The following is a 21,905-nucleotide window of genomic DNA, read 5'->3' as shown; positions in this document are numbered from 1 at the left end:
TCATACCCCCAGCCAGGCCTTGTCCAGGCTCAGCGTCCGCACCTCGATCACGGCTTCTCCGGCTGGCCAGGACGTGGCGTCGTAACTCAACCGCACCCATCCGAGCCGGTCATCCATCGCCTCCAGACGCTCCAGGTACGCGAGTACATCCAGATAACCGCCCTGAACCCGAAGCTCAACCGAGTGCGCAAACAGCAGTGGTTCGGGCGTGCCGCCGGCTGCCTCACCATTTCCGGAACCACTTGTTCCGGAGTCCGCGTACACCGGCTCCGGTGTTTTCAATTCCATTGCCTGCAGGGTCAGGTTGTCCTGCGCCGCCAGAATTTCCCGCAACAACGCTACCATCGCCCTTGGCGCAATCAGCTGGCCTGCAGTCTCGGCCACCTGCTGATCAAGCTGGTCCAGACGACTCTGCCGCTGTTCCAGGCGTTGGCGTAGCTCCTCAGAAGGATCCTGGGCCAGTATCTGTTCCAGCTCCTGTTGCCGGGTAAGCAGATCCGTCTGGCGGGTTTCCGCCAGTACCCGACGGCTTTCCAGATTCCTGATCTCCTGGCTGACCGGGCCCAGTGCGAACTCCCATCCGGCGAACAGCACGACCACCAGCCCGGTGACCAGCAACAGCACCCGCTCCCTGGCGGGGCGATCATTGAACCAGTCTCCGAGCCTTGCCAGGCCACTCTGTCGGGCGTCGCTCATGACTCCTCCCCGGCACCAGGCTCACTGGCCACAAAGAATTCCACCCAGTTACCTTCGTCCGGGCGATCAAGGCGGAACACTCCGAACGTCCTGCCGGTGAAAGCCGGCGCCTGCCCCAACTGCTCCAGGTACAGTGGCACCTGCGCCGAGGTACGGGTCCGGCCTTCGATCTGAATTCGCTGGGGCTGGGCCTCCAGGACTATGCCGGTAAGCCAGACATTCTCCGGAATCTGCCGCGCCAGGGCTGCCATCTGCGGGGAAAAACCTTGCCCCGGGCTGACGACCAGCCCCTCTACACGCTCCAGAAGTCGTTGGCGTCTGGCCAGGGTTTCACTGATACGCTGCAATGCCGCCTCCAGCTCGGGATCCGGCTGGCGGCGCTCGACCGCCTCGGACAGGCTGGCCACCGCCTCATCCAAACGGACATTCTGTTGCTCCATCCCGGTGACTTCTTGCGCCAACTGCTGCTGCTCGTGACTGAGCCAGGCGGCATAGCCGGCAATAATCAGGATCAGCAAAACGGTAATACCAAGAGCCGTGGCCGCAGACAACCGCTGTTGCCGAGGACGCAGCTCACTGGTGTAAAGGTTGATCTGCTGAATCATTTGCCCCTCTCCCCGACCAGCGGCAAGCCGGCGCTCCAGGCCGGCAGACAGCGACTGTCGACGGCACTTTCCAGCCCGAGGGCAGCCCAATCCAGGTTGCTGACGCCGGCGGCCAGGTAGGAGGACAGCATCGATGCCAGGGGCAGATCGCGGTCCTTCGCAACCAGGTGGATATGGGCCGGAGGAACCTGACCCATCTGGCTTTCGTAGTAATCCAGGGAACGTTGCATTTCGAGGGCCAGCGCCTGCACCACACTTTCCTGCCGGGCCGCATCACGCAGCCCCGAGGCAGACACATCAAGACGACGGGAAAGGTAGAGGGTCTGCCCCCGGCAAATGATCATCTGGCCATAACTCTGGCGAAGGTGAACCAGAGCGGCGCCCTTGCTGTCCGGATCCAGCCTGGCCGCCAGGTTACGCAGGGCCAGTTCGGCAATATCAATACGACCCGGCTTGAGGCCGGATTGCTGTACCAGTGCAACCAATTCTTTGAGGAGGGATTTACGGGCCGCAACCACATTCACCAGCTCGCCACGGCCCCGGGCGGCATCGGCGGGAAACGGAAACACGTCGGAAATAGCATCGGCGGGGCTGAACTCCAGCAGATCCCGGAGCTTCCACTTGAGGGCATCGGCAAGCTCTGCATCGTCGAGACCCGCCGGGCGTTCCATCTGGAATACCTGGTACTGCTCCATGGGCAGGACCAGGTCTGCCAGCGCGCCGCTCCAGCCCAGTTCGCCCACCAGGGACCCGAGCACCTCGGCTCTACGGGCCGACGGGCATTCAACAAACCCGAGCTGCTGTGCCGGGGAGGCGGGCGCCACCGACCAGGCAATACCATCCGGACGTACCTCCAAGGCAACGCGCACGGGTGATCCGCCAGGTCTCAAGAATCCGGTGATCTTGTTGAAAATTGGGTTTTGAAACATGAGCCAACGCTGGAAGCGGGGCCACTCGCAAGGCCCGTATTATCATTATGGGTCTGAGAAACAGACGAAACTCTAATTGACCCGGAATGATAGGTTAAAAAGTAAGCGCAGTTCCATGTTTTTTTGAACTATTTCACGTTCTTTTGCACTGGCGTAACAAAAAACCCGGATGCGCTTGCTATCCGGGGGTTTTGTCTAATCGGTTGATCCGATCCAGAGATCAGAACGGAATATCATCGTCAAAATCATCAACCGGCTCGGGCATGCTGCCCTGGGAAGGCTGGTTGTAACCGCCTGACTGCTGACCCTGGGCTGGCGCATTCTGCTGACCAGCCGGCGCGTTGTAGTTCGACTGCTGGGGGCGGCCCGCCGGGGCGCCCTGGCTCATACCGCCTTCACCACCACGGCTGTCCAGCATTTGCATCTGGCCGTTGATGTCGACCACCACTTCGGTGGTGTAACGGTCCTGGCCATCCTGCCCCTGCCATTTGCGGGTCTGCAGCTTGCCCTCGATATAGACTTTGGAACCCTTGCGCAGATACTGCCCGGCCACTTCAGCCACCTTGCCGAACAGCACGATACGGTGCCACTCGGTTTTCGGCACCAGCTGGCCGGTCTGACGATCCTTGTAGCTCTCATCGGTTGCCAGGTTCAGGTTCACCACGGCATTGCCGTTCGGGGTATAGCGGGTCTCCGGGTCCTGGCCCAGATTGCCGATAAGAATGACCTTGTTTACGCCTCGTGCCATCATCAACTCCTGAATGTATTTTCAAGGGAAGCCGCACTCCCTGCGACCTTCCGGATTTCAATAACCGTTACCCTGCCGGACAAACGCCAGCTCCGCAAGTAACCCTTCATCAAATTTCTGCCTGTCCACCTTCAGGTAGGCGGTAGCGGCATCTTCGACGATAACCACATCCTGAACCCCGGGCAGGCGACGCAGGCGTTCATCAATATCGTCGTAGGTCTGGCTGACTGCCTGCTGCAACTGTACCACGAAACTGGTGGTGTAACCCGGTGCCGGCATGGTCAGGGCCACAAGTAACCAGGCCGCCAGCACAGCCACCATCATCCATACCACACCCTCAACGCCGGCCGTTTCCAACAGGACACCACCCAGGGCACCACCAAGAAACGCACCCAGGAACTGGGAGGTGGAGTACACCCCCATGGCCGTGCCCTTGCTCGCCGCCGGCGCTTCCTTGCTGATCAGCGACGGCAGGCTGGCTTCCAGCAGATTGAAAGCCATAAAGAAGAAGAACAACACGCCCCACGCCATGACCAGGCTCACACCCAAACCGGCCAGACCGGCGGTCGCCAGCGTCAGCAGGGCAATGGCACCACAGAGCACCGGCTTCATCTTGCGCTTCTTCTCGCCGATGACGATAAACGGCACCATGGCGAAGAAAGAGGTCACCATGACCGTCAGGTAGAACCACCAGTGCGAACTGGCCGCCAGCCCCAGCCGCTCCTCAAGCACGGACGGGAACACCAGAAAAAGTGCGGTCAGTACCAGGTGCAGGGCGAAAATGCCGAAGTCCAGCCGAACCAGGCGGCCATCCATCAGCACCCGGCCCAGCATGTCTTTTGCCGGGTGGGTATCGGCGCTGATCTTGTGCTGGTGCGGCGTGGGTACCACCCGGTTCACGATCACCAGGGCAATCACCGCCAGCACTGCCGTAGCATAGAAAATGCCCTGAAGTCCCCACGCGGCGCCCAGCAACGGCCCCAGTACCAGGGACACCGAGAACGACAACCCGATGGAAATGCCCACCGTTGCCATGGCCTTGGTGCGCTCCTCTTCCCGGGTCAGGTCACTGAGCAGCGCCATCAACACACTGGCGATCGCACCGGCGCCCTGAAGAATCCGACCGGCAATTACGACGTATATGGAGTCAGTTGCGGCCGCGAGCAGACTGCCGGCGGCAAACAGGATCAGGCCCAGATAGATCATCTTCTTGCGACCGACCCGGTCGGACAGAAGTCCGAAGGGGATCTGCAGCAGCGCCTGGCTCAGGCCATAGGCGCCGATGGCAAAACCGAGCAACGCGGGCGTGGCGCCCCGGAGGTCGTCGCCGAGCAGCATGAACACCGGCATGACCATGAACAGCCCCAGCATACGCATGGCATAGACCGATGCCAGGGCTGCTACGGAGCGTTTTTCCAGCGCGTTCATCGCGGTGTTCACCTCAGCCGGGGTTGAAAGCATGTAACCGGGAGGTCACATACCCCCCGCAGGCGGCGCATTGTATCAGAACCGACCGGACCGAGGGACTCCCGGAATTGTCTCGGTCAATACCGGTTTCACCGGCCTTCCGGTAACGCGGTATAATTCTCGTTTTTCCCAATTTGAGAGGTGGTATGGACCATATCCAGATCAAGGGTGCACGCACCCACAACCTGAAGAACATCGACCTGGATATACCAAGGGACAAGCTGATCGTGATCACAGGCCTGTCCGGCTCCGGGAAATCGTCGCTGGCTTTCGACACACTTTACGCCGAAGGGCAACGTCGGTATGTGGAATCCCTCTCCACCTATGCCCGGCAATTTCTTTCCATGATGGAAAAGCCCGATGTGGACCACATCGAAGGCCTGTCACCGGCGATTTCCATCGAGCAGAAATCCACCTCTCACAACCCCCGGTCCACGGTGGGCACCATCACCGAGATCTACGATTACCTGCGGTTGTTGTTTGCGCGTGCCGGCGAGCCCCGCTGCCCGGATCATGGCCAGCCACTTGAGGCCCAGACCGTCAGCCAGATGGTAGACCAGGTACTGGCCATGCCCGAGGGCAGCAAGCTGATGATCCTGGCCCCGGTCATCCGGGATCGCAAAGGCGAGCACCTCCACATGATCGACAACATGCGCAGCCAGGGTTTTATCCGGCTGCGGGTCGACGGCACCGTCTACGATATCGACGATGTGCCTCCCCTGGACAAGAAGCGCAAGCACCAGATCGACGTGGTGGTGGACCGCTTCAAGGTTAAGGAAGGCCTGGAGCAGCGCCTGGCCGAAAGCTTCGAAACCGCCCTGGAACTCGCGGACGGCATCGCCCTGGTTGCGCCCATGACCGGCGAGGGCGAGGAACACACGTACTCCGCCCGTTATGCCTGCACCCAGTGTGGCTACTCCCTCAGTGAGCTGGAACCCCGGCTGTTTTCCTTCAACAACCCCGCCGGCGCCTGCCCGACCTGTGATGGTCTGGGCGTGAAGCAGTTCTTCGATCCGGAAAAGGTCATCCAGCACCCGGAGGCGACCCTTGCCGAAGGTGCAATCAAGGGTTGGGACCGGCGCGCGGTGTATTACTTCCAAATGCTGTCGAGCGTGGCCGAGCACTACGGCATGGATCTGGAAACACCTTGGGTCGACCTGCCTGAATCTTTCCAACAGGTGCTGCTCTATGGTTCCGGCTCCGAAGAGATACCGTTCCGTTACGTGAACTCCCGCGGCCATATCATGGAAAAGGCCCACCCGTTCGAAGGTATTCTGCCCAATCTCGAGCGCCGCTACCGGGAAACCGATTCCCAGAGCATGCGCGAGGAGCTGGCCCGGAACCTGAGCACCCAGCCCTGTACGGACTGTGGCGGCTCCCGGTTGCGCCGCAGCGCCCGGCACGTCTTCATCGAGGAGCGGAACCTGCCCGAGGTGACCCACTTGCCAGTGGGCGAGGCACACGACTATTTTGAACAGCTGACCCTGCCAGGCCGGAAAGGTGAAATTGCCGAGAAGATCCTCAAGGAGGTGCGGGAGCGCCTGCAGTTCCTGGTCAATGTGGGGCTGGAATACCTGACCCTCGAGCGCAGCGCCGATACACTCTCCGGCGGCGAGGCCCAGCGCATTCGCCTGGCCAGTCAGATCGGCGCCGGTCTCGTCGGTGTCATGTACATCCTCGACGAGCCCTCCATCGGACTGCATCAGCGGGATAACGACCGTCTACTGGCCACCCTCACCCACCTGCGGGACCTGGGCAACACGGTGATCGTGGTCGAACACGATGAGGACGCCATTCGCGCCGCCGATTATGTCATCGACATCGGTCCCGGCGCCGGGGTCCACGGGGGCCACGTCGTTGCCCAGGGGCGGCCCGAAGACATCATTGCCAATAAGGACTCCCTGACCGGTCAGTACCTCAGTGGCCAGAAGGAAATTGCCGTACCGCCAACGCGAAACAAGGGCTCCGGCAAGCAGCTGACCCTTACAGGCGCCACAGGCAACAACCTCCAGGATGTGACCCTGAACCTTCCTCTGGGAGTGATGACCTGCATTACCGGTGTGTCCGGCTCCGGCAAGTCCACCCTGATCAACAGCACTTTGTATCCGGTAGCCGCCGCCAAGCTGAACAAGGCCACGAGCCTCAATCACTCGCCCTACAAGAAACTCAAGGGCCTGGAGCACCTGGACAAGGTGATCGACATTGACCAGAGCCCGATCGGCCGCACCCCGCGCTCCAACCCCGCCACCTATACCGGGTTATTCACGCCCATCCGGGAACTGTTTGCCGGCACCCAGGAAGCCCGCTCCCGGGGCTACAAGCCCGGCCGGTTCTCCTTCAACGTCAAGGGCGGACGCTGCGAAGCCTGCCAGGGCGACGGCGTGATCAAGGTGGAGATGCACTTCCTCCCCGACATTTACGTGCCCTGCGACGTGTGCAAGGGCAAACGCTACAACCGGGAAACGCTGGAGGTACGCTACAAGGGCAAGAACATCCACGAAGTGCTGGAAATGACCGTAGAGGAAGGCCGCGAGTTCTTCGATGCGGTTCCGTTCCTGGCACGCAAGCTACAGACCCTGATCGACGTCGGCCTGTCCTACATCCGGCTGGGACAGAGTGCCGTCACCCTGTCTGGCGGCGAGGCGCAGCGGGTGAAGCTGGCCAAGGAGCTGTCCAAGCGCGATACCGGCAAGACCTTGTACATCCTGGACGAACCGACCACCGGCCTGCATTTTTATGACATCCAGCAGTTGCTCAACGTGTTGCAGCGCCTGCGGGACCACGGCAACACCATCGTCGTGATCGAGCATAACCTGGACGTGATCAAGACCGCGGACTGGATTGTCGACCTGGGGCCGGAGGGCGGCTCCGGGGGCGGCCAGATCATTGCCGAAGGAACGCCGGAGGACGTCGCGGAGAACCCGGTGTCTCATACCGGCCGCTATCTGAAACAGATGCTGGCGAAGAACTGAGGTGAAGGTGGGGTCAGATGAAAGCGTTCATCTGACCCCGTTTTAGGCCTGAACCCTTCGGAGTCCGAGGTGAACATGGGGTCAGATGAAGGCTTTCATCTGACCCCTTTTTTATACCCGTATCTTCGGGGAATACGACGTGAACCCGGGGTCAGAAGAAAGCCTTCTTCTGACCCCACTTTTATTTCAGGCACAAAAAAGCCGGAAGTGTTTCCACTCCCGGCTTCTTCTGAACCACTCCGAAGATCTTACTCTTCGTCGTCGTCCACTTCTTCCGCTTCGATATCCAGCGGGCGACCTACCAGCTCGACAAATGCCATCGGGGCATTGTCACCGGCACGGAAACCACACTTCAGGATACGAAGGTATCCACCCGGACGGTCGCTGTAGCGCGGGCCCAGCTCGTCAAACAGCTTGGCTACCGCTGCATCGTTGCGCAGGCGAGAGAACGCCAGGCGACGGTTTGCAACCGAATCATTCTTGGAGAGCGTGATCAAAGGCTCGGCTACCCGACGAAGCTCTTTGGCTTTCGGCAGCGTTGTTTTGATCAGCTCGTGTTCAACCAGTGACGCAGTCATGTTACGGAACATGGCCTTGCGATGCGCACTGGTCCTGCTGAACTTACGACCACTCTTACGATGACGCATTGCTCTGATTCCTTACCTTAAACTAATCGGCGATTAACCGCCCAGAACCCGGTCGTCGCCACGAAGGCTTGCCGGCGGCCAGTTATCAAGACGCATGCCCAGAGACAAACCACGGGACGCCAGGACGTCCTTGATCTCGGTCAGCGACTTCTTGCCAAGGTTAGGCGTCTTCAGCAGCTCAACTTCGGTGCGCTGAATCAGATCGCCGATATAGTAAATGTTCTCAGCCTTCAAGCAGTTAGCTGAACGCACAGTCAATTCCAGATCATCTACCGGACGCAGCAGAATCGGATCGATTTCTTCCTCTTCTTCCACGCGCTCCGGCTCTTTCTCGTGATCGAAATCAACGAATACCGCCAGTTGCTGCTGGAGGATGGTCGCCGCCCGGCGAATTGCTTCTTCCGGGTCGATGGTGCCATTGGTCTCCAGATCAATTACCAGCTTGTCCAGATCAGTCCGTTGCTCAACCCGTGCACTTTCCACGGCATAGGCCACGCGACGAACCGGGCTGAAGGTTGCATCCAGCTGCAGGCGTCCGATGGCGCGAGTTTCGTCCTCGTCAAGACCACGCTGGTCGGCTGGCTCATAGCCACGACCGCGGGCAACACGCAGACGCATGTTCAATTCACCGTTCTCACTCAGGTGACAGATCACATGGTCCGGGTTGGCGATCTCGACATCGTGATCCAGCTTGATGTCACCGGCTGTCACAACGCCCGGGCCTTTCTTGCTGAGGGTCAGCTCAGCTTCGTCCCGACCGTTCATTTTCACGGCGACGCCCTTGAGATTCAGCAGAATCTCGATGACGTCCTCCTGGACACCCTCAATGGCGCTGTACTCGTGCAGGACACCGTCAATCTGCGCTTCAGTAATGGCGCAGCCCGGCATCGAAGACAAGAGAATACGGCGCAGTGCGCTACCCAAGGTATGACCGAAGCCCCTTTCCAGAGGCTCCAGGGTCACCTTGGCACGCGTGGCGCTGGATTCTTTCACGTCAATGGTACGAGGTGTCAATAACTCATGTACTGAACGCTGCATAGACGCCCCTATCTGCTATCGTTGCTTACTGGGCTTTACTTGGAGTAAAGCTCGACGATGAGGTTCTCGTTGATGTCGGCCGGCAGTTCAGTACGCTCAGGTACTGACTTGTAAACGCCGGACATCTTGTTGGCGTCAACCTCTACCCAGCTTACCGGTGCACGGCTGGCAGCCAGATCCAGTGCGCCTTTGACACGCAGCTGGTTCTTGGCCTTCTCGCGCACGCTCACAACGTCACCCGGCTTGACCTGATAGGACGGGATGTTAACCGCCTTGTCGTTGACCAGGATCGCCTTGTGAGAGACGAGCTGACGGGCTTCTGCACGGGTAGAACCAAAGCCCATGCGGTATACAACGTTATCCAGGCGACCTTCCAGAAGCTGCAGCAGGTTTTCACCCGTTGCACCTTTGATACGGGCTGCCTCTTTGTAGTAATTGCGGAACTGCTTCTCCAGTACGCCGTAGATACGACGGACTTTCTGTTTTTCACGAAGCTGTACGCCGTACTCGGACAGACGACCGCGACGCGCGCCGTGCATACCCGGCGGAGTCTCGATGTTGCACTTGGAATCGAGCGCGCGAACGCCGCTCTTCAGAAAAAGATCTGTCCCTTCACGACGAGACAGCTTGCACTTCGGGCCTATATAACGAGCCATATTTCACTGTCTCCTGTGTTAGACGCGGCGCTTCTTGGGCGGACGGCAGCCGTTATGGGGAATCGGCGTCACATCAGTGATGTTGGTAATCTTGTAGCCACACGCGTTCAGCGCGCGAACTGCAGATTCACGTCCGGGCCCAGGACCCTTAACCTCTACGTCCAGGTTTTTAAGGCCGTATTCAGCAGCCGCATTACCGGCTCTTTCAGCTGCTACCTGCGCAGCAAAAGGTGTACTCTTACGTGAGCCGCGGAAGCCGGAACCACCAGAGGTGGCCCAGGACAGGACGTTGCCCTGACGGTCCGAAATGGTCACGATAGTGTTGTTGAAGGACGCGTGAATGTGCGCGACGCCATCAACAACCGTCTTTTTCACCTTTTTACGGGTACGTGTACCTGGCTTTGCCATGTTTGCCTACCTGTTACTTGCGAATAGGTTTGCGAGGACCTTTACGGGTGCGGGCGTTGGTCTTGGTGCGCTGGCCACGGACCGGAAGGCCATGACGGTGACGCAGACCACGGAAGCAACCGAGATCCTTCAAACGCTTGATGTTCATCTGTACTTCACGACGCAGATCGCCTTCGACGACAAACTTGCCCACTTCTGTACGAAGGGATTCAAGCTGCTCGTCGCTAAGGTCTTTGACCTTAAGGTCCGGCTTGACGCCGGTTGCGTCGCAAAGCTTCTGGGCTGTTGTCTTGCCAACACCAAAGATGTAGGTCAGCGAGATAACAGCATGTTTGTTATCGGGTATATTGACACCGGCTATACGTGCCATCCAAATTACTCCGCGTTCAAAGCTTTGCTGTGTGAATTTTCCGCCACAAAAAGGGCGCGAAATAATAGCGCCTGACCCGCTTCCGAGTCAAGCGCCATCATTCCGAACCCCTTTTGCAATGTCAGGATTGTTCCCGGAGGGATCAGCCCTGGCGCTGCTTGTGACGAGGCTCCGTGCAGATGACTCGAACCGAGCCATTGCGACGAATTACTTTGCAGTTACGGCAAATTTTCTTTACCGAAGCGCGTACTTTCATTGTCGACTCCAGTTTTCAAGGGGAACGGTGTTACCCGTTCCGTCCATAGCCCTTGAGATTGGACTTCTTCATCAGTGATTCATACTGATGGGACATCAGGTGCGACTGTACCTGCGCCATGAAATCCATCACCACGACTACCACAATCAGCAGTGACGTACCGCCCAGATAGAAAGGTACGTTCCCCGCCACCATCAGGAACTGAGGGAACAGGGACACTGCCGCAATGTACATTGCGCCGAACAGCGTCAGGCGGGTCAGCACACCGTCAATATACTTGGCGGTCTGCTCGCCCGGACGGATGCCCGGAATAAACGCTCCTGAGCGCTTGAGGTTATCCGCGACTTCTTTCGGGTTGTACATCAGCGCTGTGTAGAAGAAGCAGAAGAATACCACTGCTGCCGCGAACAGGATAATGTACAGAGGCTGACTCGGTGCCAGTGCCTGGGAAACGTCGCTCAACCACTCCATACCTTCACCCTGGCCGAACCACTGCCCGATGGAAGCCGGGAACAGCAGGATGGAAGAGGCGAAGATCGGCGGAATAACACCCGCCATGTTCACCTTCAGCGGCAAATGGCTGGACTGCTGGGCAAATACCCGCCGCCCCTGCTGCCGCTTGGCGTAGTTGATGGTCAGACGACGCTGACCACGCTCCATGAACACCACAAATCCGATAACGGCTACAGCCAGGATACCGATCCCGAGAACCACCAGCAGGCTCATCTCGCCGTTGCGCGCCTGTTCAAGCGTCTGACCGATCGCGCCGGGCAACCCGGCAACGATACCCGCGAAGATCAGCAACGAAATACCGTTACCAACGCCGCGCTCGGTGATCTGCTCACCCAGCCACATCATGAACACCGCACCACTGACGAACGAAACGACCGCCACGAAGTGGAAGCTGAAGCTATCGTTAAAGGTGACACCCTGAGATGCCAGCCCCACAGATATACCAGCACCCTGAACCAGGGCCAGGATGACCGTGCCGTACCGAGTGTACTGGCTGATCTTCCGACGACCAGCCTCGCCTTCTTTCTTCAGCTGCTCAAGCTGCGGACTGACCGCAGTCATGAGCTGCATGATAATGGAAGCCGAGATGTACGGCATGATGCCGAGTGCGAAGATACTCATGCGCTCAAGCGCACCACCGGAAAACATGTTGAACATGCTCAGGATCGTGCCCTGATTCTGCTCAAACAGTGCCGCCAGACGGTCGGGGTTGATACCCGGCACCGGAATATGGGCACCGATCCGGTACACCAGCAATGCCAGGAAGACAAACCAGAGCCGCGATCGCAGCTCTGCCAGTCCTTTACCCGCGCCCGCAGGCAATGATGCTGTCTTGGCCATTTAGTCCTCGACTCGCCTTAGTCCTCGACTTTACCGCCCGCTGCAGCAATTGCCTCGCGTGCGCCTTTGGTGACCCGCAGGCCCTTCACGGTTACCGGACGGCTCAGTTCGCCGGACAGGATAACCTTGGCTTCACGGATCTCTTCACGGATCACGTCAGCCTTCTTCAGGGCTTCCAGATCAACCACATCGCCTTCAACCTTCGCCAGTTCGTTCAGGCGAATCTCGGCAACATAACGCTGCTGACGGGAAGTGAAACCAAACTTCGGCAGACGACGAGCCAGCGGCTGCTGACCGCCCTCGAAACCGGGAGCTACGGTACCACCGGAACGGGCCTTCAGACCCTTGTGACCACGGCCACCGGTCTTACCGAGACCGCTACCGATACCACGACCAACGCGCTTGGCGTCCGGGCGTGAACCGGGTTCTGGAGCAAGTTCGTTCAGACGCATCTTAGTTCTCCTCAACCCGTACCAGGTAATTTACCCGGTTGATCATGCCGCGGATGGAAGGAGTATCTTCCAGCTCCACGGTCTGACCGATTTTACGAAGACCCAGGCCCTTCACGCACAGCTTGTGCTTGGGCTGGCAGCTGATAGGGCTGCGGGTCAGTGTAACTTTGATTGTTTTCGCGTTCGCCATGACTTCAACCCAGAATATCTTCCACGGATTTACCGCGCTTGGCTGCAACGTCCTCAGGCGCCTTCATGGCCTGGAGACCCTTGATGGTGGAACGTACCACGTTCACCGGGTTGGTAGACCCGTAACACTTGGACAGTACGTTCTGCACACCCGCCACTTCCAGGACCGCACGCATCGCACCACCGGCGATGATACCGGTACCTTCGGAAGCCGGCTGCATGTAGACCTTGGAGCCGCCATGCTGAGCCCGGACCGGGTACTGCAGAGTGGTGCCGTCCAGCGCCACGTCTACCATGTTCTTACGTGCAGCTTCCATGGCCTTCTGGATGGCAACCGGAACTTCCCGGGCCTTACCACGGCCGAAGCCAACGCGACCTTTACCATCACCCACTACGGTCAGTGCGGTGAAGGCGAAAATACGGCCACCTTTTACAACCTTGGCGACTCGGTTTACCTGAACCAGCTTCTCCTGGAGCTCAGGCGCCTTCTGATCGTTAACGCTCATCTTCTCCACCTCTTAGAATTGCAAGCCAGCTTCACGGGCAGCGTCGGCCAGAGCCTGAATACGGCCGTGATAACGGTAACCGGAACGGTCAAACGCAACCTTTTCAACGCCAGCCGCCTTGGCACGTTCAGCGATCAGCTGACCGACCTTTTTGGCAGCATCCACGTTACCGGTTGCGCCCTGGCGCAGTTCCTTATCCAACGTGGAGGCAGAGGCCAGCACCTTGCTGCCGTCTGCAGTAGTGACCTGGGCGTACATGTGACGCGGAGTGCGGTGAACGCACAGACGATCAGTACCCAGTTCACGGATCTTCATGCGCACTTTGCGTGCGCGACGCAATCTTTCGTTATTCGCGCTCATAGTCCCGCCTTATTTCTTCTTGGCTTCTTTGCGTCTGACCTGCTCATCCGCATAACGAACACCCTTACCCTTATAAGGCTCGGGCGGACGGAACGCGCGGATTTCAGCAGCGACCTGGCCAACCTGTTGCTTGTCGATACCGCGAATCACGACTTCCGTGTTGGACGGAGTCTCGGCGGTAACACCCTCGGGCAGCTCGTACTCGACCGGGTGAGAAAAACCCAGTGTCAGGTTGAGCTTCTTACCCTGCGCCTGGGCACGGTAACCTACACCCGTCAGCGTAAGCCTGCGCTCCCAACCTGTAGAAACGCCGGTGACCATGTTGTTAATCAGAGCACGGGTCGTACCAGCAAGAGCACGGGACTGTTTTGCACCATTGCGGGCTTCAAAGCGCAGAACGTTCTCTTCCTGCTTTACTTCAACCGCCTGGTGAATGGTGAATTGAAGCGCTCCCTTGGAGCCCTTCACGTTAATTTCCTGTCCGTTCAGCTTAACCTCAACACCGGAAGGCAGCACGACAGGATTATTGGCAACCCTGGACATGTGTATCTCCTAGAATACGGTGCAGATGACTTCGCCACCCACGCCGGCAGCTCGTGCGGCGCGGTCTGTCATAACGCCCTTGGACGTTGAGACAATCGCGACTCCCAGACCACCGGATACTTTCGGCAGTTCCCCAGCGCCCTTGTACTGGCGCAGACTCGGACGGCTGACCCGCTTGATCTCTTCAATAACCGGCTTACCACCGAAGTACTTCAGAGTAATCGTCAGCTCGGGCTTCGCGTCAGCTGAAACAGAGAAATCTTCAACGTAACCTTCGTCCTTGAGGACCTGGGCTACGGAGATCTTCATTTTTGAAGACGGCATCGTAACGTCTGCTTTGGATGCCATCTGGGCATTACGGATACGGGTAAACATATCCGCAAGCGTGTCTTGCATACTCATTGGTATGAGGCTCCTGATCTTTTTAGTTGTGCAGCGGCTTGCCGCACCGCTTACCAACAGGCACACCTGACCGAAGTCAGGCGGCCTATCTTACCAGCTTGCCTTGGTCAGGCCCGGAACGTCACCGCGCATGCCGTATTCACGGAGTTTGATCCGTGAAAGCTCGAACTTGCGCAGAACGCCGTGGGGACGACCAGTCACCTGGCAACGATTACGAAGACGCGAAGGAGACGCATCGCGAGGAAGCTGTTGCAGCTTCATCTGCGCATCCCAACGCTCGTCGTCGCTGGTATTCGGGTTCTTGATAATCGCCTTGAGCTCTGCACGCTTGGCTGCGTATTTGGCAACCGTCTTCTCGCGCTTGAGCTCGCGCTGTTTCATGGAAACCTTAGCCATGTCTCTCGTTCCTTATCTCTTGAACGGAAAGCCGAAGGCTTTCAGCAGTTCGCGACCTTCGTCGTCGGTACCGGCAGTCGTGGTGATGGTGATGTCCAGACCACGGATCTTGTCGACCTTGTCGTACTCGATCTCAGGGAAAATGATCTGCTCACGCACACCCATGCTGTAGTTACCGCGCCCGTCAAAGGACTTGGGGTTCAGACCGCGGAAGTCACGAATACGGGGAACCGCAATGTGAACCAGACGATCAAAGAATTCCCACATACGCTCACCGCGCAGGGTAACCTTGCAGCCGATAGGCCAGCCTTCACGGATCTTGAAACCCGCAACGGACTTACGTGCCTTGGTAACAACCGCTTTTTGACCCGCCAGGCGCTCAAGATCCGCCACGGCATTCTCAATCAGCTTCTTGTCACCAACCGCTTCGCCGACACCCATGTTCAGGGTGATCTTTTCGATACGCGGCACCTGCATCACGTTCTTGTAACCGAACTCTTTCTGCAGGGCGGGTACCACTTCCTGACTGTATTGCTCTTTGCTATTTAGCATCGTAACCACCACCGCTTACTGGTTATCGACAGCTTCGTTCGTGGACTTGAAGATCCGCACTTTGCTGCCGTCTTCCTTCACCTGAAAGCCGACACGATCGGCTTTGCCGGTCTGCGGATTAAAGATAGCCACGTTGGAAACCTGGATAGGTGCTTCTTTCTCGACGATGCCACCCGGGGTGCCCAGCATCGGGTTCGGCTTGGTGTGCTTCTTCATCATGTTGATGCCAGAAACAAGCACTCGGCCATCATCCTGAACCTTCAGGACTTTACCACGTTTGCCTTTGTCTTTGCCCGTGGTGACGATTACTTCGTCATCTCGTTTGATCTTTTTCATAACCGGCCTCTGGTCCTTTAAAGTACTTCGGGTGCCAGTGAGATAATTTTCATGAACTTCTCATTACGCAGTTCACGGGTAACCGGTCCGAAGATACGGGTACCAATCGGTGCGTCCTGATTGTTCAGAAGTACTGCCGCGTTTCCGTCGAAACGGATCAGCGAACCGTCGGGACGGCGCACACCCTTGCGAGTGCGTACCACGACGGCTTTCAGGACCTGGCCTTTCTTCACTTTACCGCGGGGGATGGCTTCCTTGACGGTTACCTTGATGATATCCCCTACGCTGGCGTAACGCCGGTGTGAACCGCCCAGGACCTTGATGCACATCACCTGACGCGCACCGCTGTTATCCGCGACTTCAAGCATTGTTTGAGTCTGAATCATGGTTGTTCTCCGGGCGAATTACACCTTGGATGCACGTTCGGTAACTTCCACCAGAGCCCAGCTCTTGGTCTTGGAGACCGGACGGGTTTCCTGGATCGTTACAGTGTCACCGATGTTGCACTGATTACTCTCATCGTGAGCGTGAATCTTGGTAGAGCGCTTCATGTACTTACCGTACAGCGGATGCTTCACCTGACGCTCGACCAGAACCACGATGGACTTGTCCATCTTGTTGCTCACGACCTTCCCGCTCAGAGTTCTGGCAGTTTGGGTAGCTTCGGTCATGTCACTGTCCTGCCTTTTCGTTCAATACTGTTTTCACGCGAGCGATGTCGCGCTTCACCTTGCCGAGAAGGTGAGACTGATTCAGCTGACCTGTCGCCTTGCGCATGCGCAGGTTGAACTGCTCCTTCAGGAGGTCGATCAGCTCTTTGTTCAGCTCCTCGACTGACTTTTCACGCAGCTCTGTTGCTTTCATCACATCACCGTCCTCGTTACAAAGGTGGTCTGTACCGGCAGTTTGGCCGCTGCGAGTGTGAAGGCTTCGCGTGCTACGTCTTCAGCAACACCTTCCATCTCGTAGAGCATACGGCCTGGCTGGATCTCAGCCACCCAATACTCGACAGAACCCTTACCTTTACCCATTCGAACTTCAAGCGGCTTGCCGGTGATCGGCTTGTCCGGGAACACCCGGATCCAGATCTTACCGCCCCGCTTGATGCGACGAGTCATGGTACGACGCGCTGCCTCAATCTGGCGCGCAGTTATACGCCCACGGCTGGTCGCCTTCAATCCGTATTCACCGAAGCTCACCTTGTTGGCACGCTGAGCAAGACCGGTGTTACGGCCTTTCATTACCTTGCGGAATTTGGTGCGTTTTGGTTGCAGCATAAGAGTGCCCCTTTACTTAGAACCTTTCTTCCCAGAGGCTTTCTTGTCAGCACGGACCTGCTCCATACCACCAAGAATCTCACCTTTGAAGATCCATACCTTGACGCCGATAACGCCGTAAGTGGTATGCGCTTCGTAGGTTGCGTAATCAATATCTGCACGCAGTGTGTGCAGAGGTACACGACCTTCGCGATACCACTCGGAACGTGCGATTTCAGCACCCCCAAGACGACCGCCTACCTGGATCTTGATACCCTTGGCGCCCTGACGCATGGCGTTCTGTACCGCGCGCTTCATGGCGCGACGGAACATCACACGACGCTCGAGCTGACCGGCAACGTTCTGCGCTACCAGGCGGGCATCCAGGTCCGGCTTGCGGACTTCCTCGATGTTGATGTGCACAGGCACACCCATCATGTCGCTGACTTCGCGACGCAGACGGTCAACATCTTCACCCTTCTTGCCGATAACAATACCGGGACGGGCTGTATGGATCGTGATCCGGGCGTTCTGAGCCGGGCGCTCGATCACAATCTTGCTGACAGACGCCTTAACCAGACGCTTGTCCAGGAACTCTCGAACCTGAATATCATTCAGCAGGTTCTTGGAGTAGTCCTTCTTGTCGGCATACCAGACTGAGTTGTGCTCTTTGATCACACCCAGGCGAATGCCGGTTGGATTTACTTTATGACCCATCTGAGCATCTCCTACTTGTCGGCGACCTTGACGGTGATATGACAGGTGCGCTTGAAAATACGGTCAGCGCGCCCCTTGGCTCGAGCTTTGATTCGCTTGAGCGTCGGGCCCTCATCCACCATGACGGTGGAAACCCGCAGATCATCTACGTCCAGACCTTCGTTGTGCTCAGCGTTGGCAATGGCGGATTCAAGAGCTTTCTTGATCACAACCGCCGCCTTCTTCGGGCTGAAAGTCAGAATGTTCAGGGCGTCCTCAACAGCCTTGCCGCGTACCTGGTCAGCGACAAGACGCGCTTTTTGAGCTGAGAGGCGAGCGCCCTTGTACTTGGCTGCTACTTCCATTTCTATTACCTCAGAATCAGCGTTTAGCTTTCTTGTCGGCCGCATGACCACGATAAGTACGCGTTGCCGCGAACTCACCCAGCTTATGACCGACCATATCTTCGGTGACATAAACCGGCACGTGCTGCTTGCCGTTGTGGACTGCAATGGTCAGGCCTACCATCTCCGGAAAGACTGTTGACCGGCGGGACCATGTTTTAATGGGCCGCTTGTCGTTAGCTTCCAGAGCTGCCTCGACCTTCTTCAACAGATGCAGGTCTATAAAAGGACCTTTCTTCAAAGAACGTGGCACAGCAAATTACCTCTATGTAGTCGTTTACTTGGCCGAACGACGACGTACTATCATCTTGTCAGTACGCTTGTTCTTACGAGTCTTATGCCCTTTGGTCGGAACACCCCACGGAGTAACCGGGTGACGTCCGCCAGAGGTACGCCCTTCACCACCACCATGCGGGTGGTCAACTGGGTTCATAGCAACACCACGTACTGTTGGCCGTTTGCCGCGCCAACGTGATGCACCCGCTTTACCAAGTTGCTTGAGGCTGTGCTCGCTGTTGGATACTTCACCCAGCGTGGCACGGCAATCTACAAGCACCTTTCGCATTTCACCTGAACGCAGGCGGATGGTGGCATAAGCACCTTCCCGAGCAACCAGCTGTACGGATGCGCCCGCGGAGCGAGCCAGCTGGGCACCTTTGCCAGGCTTGAGTTCGACGCAGTGGATCACGGAACCGACCGGAATATTCCGGAGCGGCAGAGTGGAACCCACCTTGATCGGCGCGTCGATACCGGAGCGCACCTGATCACCGATCTGCATACCTTTGGGAGCGATGATGTAGCGACGCTCGCCATCGGCGTACTTCAGCAGTGCAATGTGCGCAGAGCGGTTCGGATCGTATTCCAGGCGTTCGATGACCGCCGGGATACCATCTTTGGTCCGCTTGAAGTCGATAACACGGTAGTGCTGCTTGTGGCCACCACCGATGTGACGAGTAGTAATGCGACCAACATTGTTACGGCCACCAGACTTACTCTTTGTTTCTACCAACGGCTCGTAAGGACGTCCTTTGTGCAGATCCGGGTTGTAAAGTTTTACAACGTGACGGCGTCCGGCAGATGTTGGCTTGGTTTTGACGATCGGCATATTACGACCCCTTTACCTTATTCCACATCCAGAAAATCGATGTCCTGACCTTCTGCCAGCTTGACGTAAGCCTTACGAATGTCATTACGCTTGCCGAACCCGCGGATAGTGCGCTTGAGCTTACCCTTACGGTTCAGAACCTGAACACCTTCTACGGTGACGTTGAACAACTGCTCAACGGCTTTTTTGATCTCCGGCTTGGTGGCGTCAGGCGCTACACGGAACACGACTTGGCCGCGCTCAGCTGCCAGAGATGCTTTCTCTGATACGTGCGGTCCCAGCAGGACCTTGTAAATACGTTCCTGATTCATCCCAGCATCTCCTCGATCTTCTTCAGAGCGGGAACAGTCACCACGACTTTCTCGAAGGCAACCAGGCTGACCGGGTCCAGGCCTGCGACATCACGAACATCCACGTGGGGAATGTTGCGGGAAGCCAGGTGCAGGTTCTGCTCGACGTTGTCGGACAGAATCAGCGCGTTGGATACACCGATGTCCTTCAGCTTGGCATTGAAGGCCTTGGTCTTCGGGCTTTCGACGTTCATGTCGTCAACCACCACCAGACGCTCTTGGCGCACCAGCTCCGAGAAAATGGAGCGCATGGCCGCACGGTACATCTTGCGGTTGACCTTCTGCTCAAAGTCGCGGGGCTTGGCAGCAAAAGTTACGCCACCAGAGCGCCAGATCGGGCTACGAATGGTACCCGCACGGGCACGACCGGTGCCCTTCTGACGCCAGGGCTTCTTGCCACCGCCACTGACTTCGGAACGTGTCTTCTGAGCCTTGGTACCCTGACGACCGGCTGCCATGTAGGCAGTGACCACCTGGTGAACCAGGGACTCGTTGAAATCTTTGGCGAACGTAGCGTCGGAAACAGAGATTCCCTTGCCGCTACCAGTAATTGTCAATTCCATCGCACCGCTCCTCAGGCTTTGACTGCAGGCTTGATGACAACGTCGCCGCCAGTTGCGCCGGGGACGGCACCACTTACCAGCAGCAGGTTGCGCTCGGCGTCGACACGGACGATCTTCAGGTTCTGCACGGTGACCTGTGCGTTACCCATCTGGCCCGCCATCTTCTTGCCCTTGAATACCTTGCCCGGGGTCTGGTTCTGACCAATGGAACCCGGTGCACGGTGAGACAGGGAGTTACCGTGAGTAGCGTCTTGCATGGAGAAGTTCCAGCGCTTCACACCACCCTGGAAGCCCTTACCCTTGGACTGACCGATGGCATCAACCATCTGACCGTCTTCAAAGACAGAGGCAGTAATCTCGCCACCAGCGGCCAGATCTTCACCTTCGCCATCAGCCAAACGGAACTCCCAGACACCACGGCCGGCTTCAACACCCGCCTTGGCAAAGTGACCTGCTTCCGCCTTGGTTACACGAGAGGAACGACGGGTACCTACAGTGACCTGAACGGCACGATAACCATCGCTTTCAAGAGTTTTCAGCTGGGTAATGCGGTTGGGCTCAACCTCGATTACCGTTACGGGCAGCGCCTGCCCATCTTCCGTAAAAATACGGGTCATACCGGCCTTGCGACCGACAACACCAATTGCCATGTTTCACCTCTTAAGTGTACGGGGCTCGCACCCTCTATGGCCTTATGACAGTTACACAGACTAATACCGGGCGGTATTAGCCGAGGCTGATCTGAACGTCTACACCTGCTGCCAGGTCCAGTTTCATCAGAGCATCAACTGTCTTCTCCGTCGGCTCAACGATGTCGAGCAGACGCTTATGCGTACGAATTTCATACTGATCGCGCGCGTCCTTGTTGACGTGCGGAGAGATCAATACTGTGTACTTTTCCTTCCGCGTCGGCAGAGGAATCGGGCCACGCACCTGAGCGCCGGTCCGCTTTGCGGTATCGACGATCTCCTGCGTGGACTGGTCGATCAGGCGGTAATCAAACGCCTTCAACCGAATTCGAATTTTTTGGCTTTGCATGATGCACCAAACTCCACTCGTAGCAGCTACTGTTTAGCCGACCTTCAAAAAAAGGAGCCGCATTGTATGCATAATACCCAACCCTGTCAACAGCTATGCTGGATGACCAGGTCGGGCAGACTTTGCGACTGAAACAGAAAAAGGGGCTGATGGTTCAGCCCCTTTCTCAGGATCAAGCGAGCAGATTACTCGATGATCTTGGAGACCACGCCGGCACCAACGGTACGGCCGCCTTCGCGGATCGCGAAGCGCAGGCCATCTTCCATGGCGATCGGAGCGATCAGGGTAACGCTCATCTTCACGTTGTCACCCGGCATAACCATTTCCACGCCTTCCGGCAGTTCACAGGAACCGGTTACGTCGGTGGTACGGAAGTAAAACTGCGGACGGTAGCCCTTGAAGAACGGAGTATGACGGCCGCCTTCTTCTTTGGACAGTACGTACACTTCGCACTCGAACTTGGTGTGCGGAGTGATGGAGCCCGGAACCGCCAGCACCTGACCACGCTCAACGTCGTCACGCTTGGTACCACGCAGCAGAACACCAACGTTCTCACCAGCACGGCCTTCGTCCAGCAGCTTGCGGAACATCTCAACACCGGTACAAGTGGTC

General features: G+C 57.5%; 35 protein-coding genes. 1 reads left to right on the top strand and 34 read right to left on the bottom strand.

The features are described 5' to 3' along the window. The 5 genes from BM254_RS14980 to BM254_RS14960 all read right to left on the bottom strand — a co-directional run bounded on the left by BM254_RS14980 (position 1) and on the right by BM254_RS14960 (position 4,406). Entirely contained in the window at positions 1 to 696 is a 696-nt protein-coding gene (locus BM254_RS14980; RefSeq protein WP_092005477.1) for a coiled-coil domain-containing protein, read from the bottom strand. Next, complete coding sequence (locus tag BM254_RS14975; RefSeq protein WP_092005474.1) at positions 693 to 1,301, bottom strand: PilN domain-containing protein; 609 nt, start codon at positions 1,299 to 1,301, stop codon at positions 693 to 695. The genes BM254_RS14980 and BM254_RS14975 overlap by 4 nt, the downstream gene beginning before the upstream one ends. Beyond that, a complete protein-coding gene (locus tag BM254_RS14970) occupies positions 1,298 to 2,170 on the bottom strand; it encodes a type IV pilus biogenesis protein PilM (protein WP_245777452.1) in 873 nt (290 codons plus the stop codon). Before BM254_RS14970 ends, BM254_RS14975 begins: the two co-directional genes overlap by 4 nt. 280 nt (positions 2,171 to 2,450) lie before the next feature. After that, positions 2,451 to 2,978, bottom strand: coding sequence for a single-stranded DNA-binding protein (ssb, locus tag BM254_RS14965; RefSeq protein ID WP_092005471.1), 528 nt, complete (start codon positions 2,976 to 2,978; stop codon positions 2,451 to 2,453). A gap of 57 nt (positions 2,979 to 3,035) precedes the next feature. After that, positions 3,036 to 4,406, bottom strand: coding sequence for an MFS transporter (locus BM254_RS14960; protein ID WP_092005821.1), 1,371 nt, complete (start codon positions 4,404 to 4,406; stop codon positions 3,036 to 3,038). 185 nt (positions 4,407 to 4,591) lie between these two features. Between BM254_RS14960 and uvrA the strand changes: the two genes are divergently transcribed. Beyond that, complete coding sequence (gene uvrA, locus BM254_RS14955) at positions 4,592 to 7,417, top strand: excinuclease ABC subunit UvrA (protein WP_092005468.1); 2,826 nt, start codon at positions 4,592 to 4,594, stop codon at positions 7,415 to 7,417. Positions 7,418 to 7,665: 248 nt separating this feature from the next. Here uvrA and rplQ read toward each other — a convergent pair whose 3' ends face one another. The 29 genes from rplQ to BM254_RS14810 form a co-directional block, all read right to left on the bottom strand. Further along, positions 7,666 to 8,064, bottom strand: coding sequence for a 50S ribosomal protein L17 (rplQ, locus tag BM254_RS14950; protein ID WP_092005465.1), 399 nt, complete (start codon positions 8,062 to 8,064; stop codon positions 7,666 to 7,668). 33 nt (positions 8,065 to 8,097) lie between these two features. Then, complete coding sequence (locus BM254_RS14945; protein ID WP_092005462.1) at positions 8,098 to 9,102, bottom strand: DNA-directed RNA polymerase subunit alpha; 1,005 nt, start codon at positions 9,100 to 9,102, stop codon at positions 8,098 to 8,100. Positions 9,103 to 9,137: 35 nt separating this feature from the next. Beyond that, complete coding sequence (gene rpsD / locus BM254_RS14940) at positions 9,138 to 9,758, bottom strand: 30S ribosomal protein S4 (protein ID WP_092005459.1); 621 nt, start codon at positions 9,756 to 9,758, stop codon at positions 9,138 to 9,140. 18 nt (positions 9,759 to 9,776) lie between these two features. Further along, on the bottom strand, positions 9,777 to 10,166 hold the full coding sequence (rpsK, locus tag BM254_RS14935; protein WP_007153992.1) for a 30S ribosomal protein S11: 390 nt from the start codon (positions 10,164 to 10,166) through the stop codon (positions 9,777 to 9,779). Between the two features lie 13 nt (positions 10,167 to 10,179). Beyond that, complete coding sequence (gene rpsM / locus BM254_RS14930; RefSeq protein WP_092005456.1) at positions 10,180 to 10,536, bottom strand: 30S ribosomal protein S13; 357 nt, start codon at positions 10,534 to 10,536, stop codon at positions 10,180 to 10,182. Positions 10,537 to 10,678: 142 nt separating this feature from the next. Next, positions 10,679 to 10,792 (bottom strand): 50S ribosomal protein L36, encoded by a 114-nt coding sequence (gene rpmJ, locus BM254_RS14925; protein WP_004580765.1) that lies wholly within the window; start codon positions 10,790 to 10,792, stop codon positions 10,679 to 10,681. A 30-nt stretch (positions 10,793 to 10,822) separates the two neighbouring features. Continuing rightward, positions 10,823 to 12,145, bottom strand: a complete 1,323-nt coding sequence (gene secY / locus BM254_RS14920) for a preprotein translocase subunit SecY (RefSeq protein WP_092005453.1) — start codon at positions 12,143 to 12,145, stop codon at positions 10,823 to 10,825. A 17-nt stretch (positions 12,146 to 12,162) separates the two neighbouring features. Further along, positions 12,163 to 12,597: a 50S ribosomal protein L15 gene (gene rplO, locus BM254_RS14915; protein WP_092005450.1), complete on the bottom strand. Its 435-nt coding sequence runs from the start codon at positions 12,595 to 12,597 to the stop codon at positions 12,163 to 12,165. A gap of 1 nt (position 12,598) precedes the next feature. Continuing rightward, positions 12,599 to 12,787: a 50S ribosomal protein L30 gene (rpmD, locus tag BM254_RS14910; protein WP_008940687.1), complete on the bottom strand. Its 189-nt coding sequence runs from the start codon at positions 12,785 to 12,787 to the stop codon at positions 12,599 to 12,601. A 4-nt stretch (positions 12,788 to 12,791) separates the two neighbouring features. After that, on the bottom strand, positions 12,792 to 13,292 hold the full coding sequence (gene rpsE / locus BM254_RS14905) for a 30S ribosomal protein S5 (protein WP_092005447.1): 501 nt from the start codon (positions 13,290 to 13,292) through the stop codon (positions 12,792 to 12,794). Positions 13,293 to 13,304: 12 nt separating this feature from the next. Beyond that, the gene (gene rplR / locus BM254_RS14900; RefSeq protein WP_092005445.1) at positions 13,305 to 13,652 is read right to left on the bottom strand and encodes a 50S ribosomal protein L18; all 348 of its coding nucleotides are present in this window, start codon (positions 13,650 to 13,652) and stop codon (positions 13,305 to 13,307) included. Between the two features lie 9 nt (positions 13,653 to 13,661). Then, a complete protein-coding gene (gene rplF, locus BM254_RS14895; RefSeq protein WP_092005442.1) occupies positions 13,662 to 14,195 on the bottom strand; it encodes a 50S ribosomal protein L6 in 534 nt (177 codons plus the stop codon). A 9-nt stretch (positions 14,196 to 14,204) separates the two neighbouring features. Further along, positions 14,205 to 14,597, bottom strand: coding sequence for a 30S ribosomal protein S8 (rpsH, locus tag BM254_RS14890; RefSeq protein ID WP_092005439.1), 393 nt, complete (start codon positions 14,595 to 14,597; stop codon positions 14,205 to 14,207). A 90-nt stretch (positions 14,598 to 14,687) separates the two neighbouring features. Continuing rightward, on the bottom strand, positions 14,688 to 14,993 hold the full coding sequence (gene rpsN, locus BM254_RS14885) for a 30S ribosomal protein S14 (RefSeq protein WP_092005436.1): 306 nt from the start codon (positions 14,991 to 14,993) through the stop codon (positions 14,688 to 14,690). 12 nt (positions 14,994 to 15,005) lie between these two features. Next, positions 15,006 to 15,545 (bottom strand): 50S ribosomal protein L5, encoded by a 540-nt coding sequence (rplE, locus tag BM254_RS14880; protein WP_092005433.1) that lies wholly within the window; start codon positions 15,543 to 15,545, stop codon positions 15,006 to 15,008. A 15-nt stretch (positions 15,546 to 15,560) separates the two neighbouring features. Beyond that, a complete protein-coding gene (gene rplX, locus BM254_RS14875; protein ID WP_092005430.1) occupies positions 15,561 to 15,881 on the bottom strand; it encodes a 50S ribosomal protein L24 in 321 nt (106 codons plus the stop codon). 17 nt (positions 15,882 to 15,898) lie between these two features. Continuing rightward, complete coding sequence (rplN, locus tag BM254_RS14870; protein ID WP_007154005.1) at positions 15,899 to 16,267, bottom strand: 50S ribosomal protein L14; 369 nt, start codon at positions 16,265 to 16,267, stop codon at positions 15,899 to 15,901. An 18-nt stretch (positions 16,268 to 16,285) separates the two neighbouring features. Further along, positions 16,286 to 16,552 (bottom strand): 30S ribosomal protein S17, encoded by a 267-nt coding sequence (gene rpsQ / locus BM254_RS14865; RefSeq protein WP_092005427.1) that lies wholly within the window; start codon positions 16,550 to 16,552, stop codon positions 16,286 to 16,288. Between the two features lies 1 nt (position 16,553). Continuing rightward, a complete protein-coding gene (gene rpmC, locus BM254_RS14860; RefSeq protein WP_008174877.1) occupies positions 16,554 to 16,745 on the bottom strand; it encodes a 50S ribosomal protein L29 in 192 nt (63 codons plus the stop codon). Further along, positions 16,745 to 17,158: a 50S ribosomal protein L16 gene (rplP, locus tag BM254_RS14855; protein ID WP_092005424.1), complete on the bottom strand. Its 414-nt coding sequence runs from the start codon at positions 17,156 to 17,158 to the stop codon at positions 16,745 to 16,747. The genes rpmC and rplP overlap by 1 nt, the downstream gene beginning before the upstream one ends. Positions 17,159 to 17,170: 12 nt before the next feature. Next, a complete protein-coding gene (rpsC, locus tag BM254_RS14850; protein ID WP_092005421.1) occupies positions 17,171 to 17,854 on the bottom strand; it encodes a 30S ribosomal protein S3 in 684 nt (227 codons plus the stop codon). An 11-nt stretch (positions 17,855 to 17,865) separates the two neighbouring features. Continuing rightward, a complete protein-coding gene (gene rplV / locus BM254_RS14845) occupies positions 17,866 to 18,198 on the bottom strand; it encodes a 50S ribosomal protein L22 (protein ID WP_008940674.1) in 333 nt (110 codons plus the stop codon). Between the two features lie 16 nt (positions 18,199 to 18,214). Further along, a complete protein-coding gene (gene rpsS / locus BM254_RS14840) occupies positions 18,215 to 18,490 on the bottom strand; it encodes a 30S ribosomal protein S19 (RefSeq protein ID WP_007154011.1) in 276 nt (91 codons plus the stop codon). Positions 18,491 to 18,514: 24 nt separating this feature from the next. Then, complete coding sequence (gene rplB / locus BM254_RS14835) at positions 18,515 to 19,342, bottom strand: 50S ribosomal protein L2 (protein ID WP_092005418.1); 828 nt, start codon at positions 19,340 to 19,342, stop codon at positions 18,515 to 18,517. Between the two features lie 17 nt (positions 19,343 to 19,359). Further along, the gene (rplW, locus tag BM254_RS14830; protein ID WP_008174862.1) at positions 19,360 to 19,653 is read right to left on the bottom strand and encodes a 50S ribosomal protein L23; all 294 of its coding nucleotides are present in this window, start codon (positions 19,651 to 19,653) and stop codon (positions 19,360 to 19,362) included. After that, on the bottom strand, positions 19,650 to 20,255 hold the full coding sequence (gene rplD, locus BM254_RS14825) for a 50S ribosomal protein L4 (protein ID WP_092005415.1): 606 nt from the start codon (positions 20,253 to 20,255) through the stop codon (positions 19,650 to 19,652). The genes rplW and rplD overlap by 4 nt, the downstream gene beginning before the upstream one ends. Before the next feature lie 11 nt (positions 20,256 to 20,266). Further along, on the bottom strand, positions 20,267 to 20,905 hold the full coding sequence (rplC, locus tag BM254_RS14820) for a 50S ribosomal protein L3 (protein ID WP_092005412.1): 639 nt from the start codon (positions 20,903 to 20,905) through the stop codon (positions 20,267 to 20,269). 76 nt (positions 20,906 to 20,981) lie between these two features. Then, on the bottom strand, positions 20,982 to 21,293 hold the full coding sequence (gene rpsJ / locus BM254_RS14815) for a 30S ribosomal protein S10 (protein WP_004580743.1): 312 nt from the start codon (positions 21,291 to 21,293) through the stop codon (positions 20,982 to 20,984). A gap of 185 nt (positions 21,294 to 21,478) precedes the next feature. Next, positions 21,479 to 21,905 (bottom strand): EF-Tu C-terminal domain-related protein (locus BM254_RS14810; protein ID WP_342714251.1); only part of this gene is annotated, 427 nt, incomplete at its 5' end.

It is taken from the genome of Marinobacter pelagius (assembly GCF_900114925.1).
Taxonomy (GTDB): domain Bacteria; phylum Pseudomonadota; class Gammaproteobacteria; order Pseudomonadales; family Oleiphilaceae; genus Marinobacter; species Marinobacter pelagius.
The sequence above is the reverse complement of the archived record's forward strand: the minus strand, read 5'-3'. Positions and strand labels throughout refer to the sequence as shown.

What these genes read in the sequence shown, in the direction of transcription:
- BM254_RS14980 (WP_092005477.1), bottom strand. Translation starts at nt 696, where the DNA reads ATGAGCGACGCCCGACAGAGTGGCCTGGCAAGGCTCGGAGACTGGTTC.
- BM254_RS14975 (WP_092005474.1), bottom strand. Translation starts at nt 1,301, where the DNA reads ATGATTCAGCAGATCAACCTTTACACCAGTGAGCTGCGTCCTCGGCAA.
- ssb (WP_092005471.1), bottom strand. Translation starts at nt 2,978, where the DNA reads ATGGCACGAGGCGTAAACAAGGTCATTCTTATCGGCAATCTGGGCCAG.
- BM254_RS14960 (WP_092005821.1), bottom strand. Translation starts at nt 4,406, where the DNA reads ATGAACGCGCTGGAAAAACGCTCCGTAGCAGCCCTGGCATCGGTCTAT.
- uvrA (WP_092005468.1), top strand. Translation starts at nt 4,592, where the DNA reads ATGGACCATATCCAGATCAAGGGTGCACGCACCCACAACCTGAAGAAC.
- rplQ (WP_092005465.1), bottom strand. Translation starts at nt 8,064, where the DNA reads ATGCGTCATCGTAAGAGTGGTCGTAAGTTCAGCAGGACCAGTGCGCAT.
- BM254_RS14945 (WP_092005462.1), bottom strand. Translation starts at nt 9,102, where the DNA reads ATGCAGCGTTCAGTACATGAGTTATTGACACCTCGTACCATTGACGTG.
- rpsD (WP_092005459.1), bottom strand. Translation starts at nt 9,758, where the DNA reads ATGGCTCGTTATATAGGCCCGAAGTGCAAGCTGTCTCGTCGTGAAGGG.
- rpsK (WP_007153992.1), bottom strand. Translation starts at nt 10,166, where the DNA reads ATGGCAAAGCCAGGTACACGTACCCGTAAAAAGGTGAAAAAGACGGTT.
- rpsM (WP_092005456.1), bottom strand. Translation starts at nt 10,536, where the DNA reads ATGGCACGTATAGCCGGTGTCAATATACCCGATAACAAACATGCTGTT.
- rpmJ (WP_004580765.1), bottom strand. Translation starts at nt 10,792, where the DNA reads ATGAAAGTACGCGCTTCGGTAAAGAAAATTTGCCGTAACTGCAAAGTA.
- secY (WP_092005453.1), bottom strand. Translation starts at nt 12,145, where the DNA reads ATGGCCAAGACAGCATCATTGCCTGCGGGCGCGGGTAAAGGACTGGCA.
- rplO (WP_092005450.1), bottom strand. Translation starts at nt 12,597, where the DNA reads ATGCGTCTGAACGAACTTGCTCCAGAACCCGGTTCACGCCCGGACGCC.
- rpmD (WP_008940687.1), bottom strand. Translation starts at nt 12,787, where the DNA reads ATGGCGAACGCGAAAACAATCAAAGTTACACTGACCCGCAGCCCTATC.
- rpsE (WP_092005447.1), bottom strand. Translation starts at nt 13,292, where the DNA reads ATGAGCGTTAACGATCAGAAGGCGCCTGAGCTCCAGGAGAAGCTGGTT.
- rplR (WP_092005445.1), bottom strand. Translation starts at nt 13,652, where the DNA reads ATGAGCGCGAATAACGAAAGATTGCGTCGCGCACGCAAAGTGCGCATG.
- rplF (WP_092005442.1), bottom strand. Translation starts at nt 14,195, where the DNA reads ATGTCCAGGGTTGCCAATAATCCTGTCGTGCTGCCTTCCGGTGTTGAG.
- rpsH (WP_092005439.1), bottom strand. Translation starts at nt 14,597, where the DNA reads ATGAGTATGCAAGACACGCTTGCGGATATGTTTACCCGTATCCGTAAT.
- rpsN (WP_092005436.1), bottom strand. Translation starts at nt 14,993, where the DNA reads ATGGCTAAGGTTTCCATGAAACAGCGCGAGCTCAAGCGCGAGAAGACG.
- rplE (WP_092005433.1), bottom strand. Translation starts at nt 15,545, where the DNA reads ATGCTAAATAGCAAAGAGCAATACAGTCAGGAAGTGGTACCCGCCCTG.
- rplX (WP_092005430.1), bottom strand. Translation starts at nt 15,881, where the DNA reads ATGAAAAAGATCAAACGAGATGACGAAGTAATCGTCACCACGGGCAAA.
- rplN (WP_007154005.1), bottom strand. Translation starts at nt 16,267, where the DNA reads ATGATTCAGACTCAAACAATGCTTGAAGTCGCGGATAACAGCGGTGCG.
- rpsQ (WP_092005427.1), bottom strand. Translation starts at nt 16,552, where the DNA reads ATGACCGAAGCTACCCAAACTGCCAGAACTCTGAGCGGGAAGGTCGTG.
- rpmC (WP_008174877.1), bottom strand. Translation starts at nt 16,745, where the DNA reads ATGAAAGCAACAGAGCTGCGTGAAAAGTCAGTCGAGGAGCTGAACAAA.
- rplP (WP_092005424.1), bottom strand. Translation starts at nt 17,158, where the DNA reads ATGCTGCAACCAAAACGCACCAAATTCCGCAAGGTAATGAAAGGCCGT.
- rpsC (WP_092005421.1), bottom strand. Translation starts at nt 17,854, where the DNA reads ATGGGTCATAAAGTAAATCCAACCGGCATTCGCCTGGGTGTGATCAAA.
- rplV (WP_008940674.1), bottom strand. Translation starts at nt 18,198, where the DNA reads ATGGAAGTAGCAGCCAAGTACAAGGGCGCTCGCCTCTCAGCTCAAAAA.
- rplB (WP_092005418.1), bottom strand. Translation starts at nt 19,342, where the DNA reads ATGCCGATCGTCAAAACCAAGCCAACATCTGCCGGACGCCGTCACGTT.
- rplW (WP_008174862.1), bottom strand. Translation starts at nt 19,653, where the DNA reads ATGAATCAGGAACGTATTTACAAGGTCCTGCTGGGACCGCACGTATCA.
- rplD (WP_092005415.1), bottom strand. Translation starts at nt 20,255, where the DNA reads ATGGAATTGACAATTACTGGTAGCGGCAAGGGAATCTCTGTTTCCGAC.
- rplC (WP_092005412.1), bottom strand. Translation starts at nt 20,905, where the DNA reads ATGGCAATTGGTGTTGTCGGTCGCAAGGCCGGTATGACCCGTATTTTT.
- rpsJ (WP_004580743.1), bottom strand. Translation starts at nt 21,293, where the DNA reads ATGCAAAGCCAAAAAATTCGAATTCGGTTGAAGGCGTTTGATTACCGC.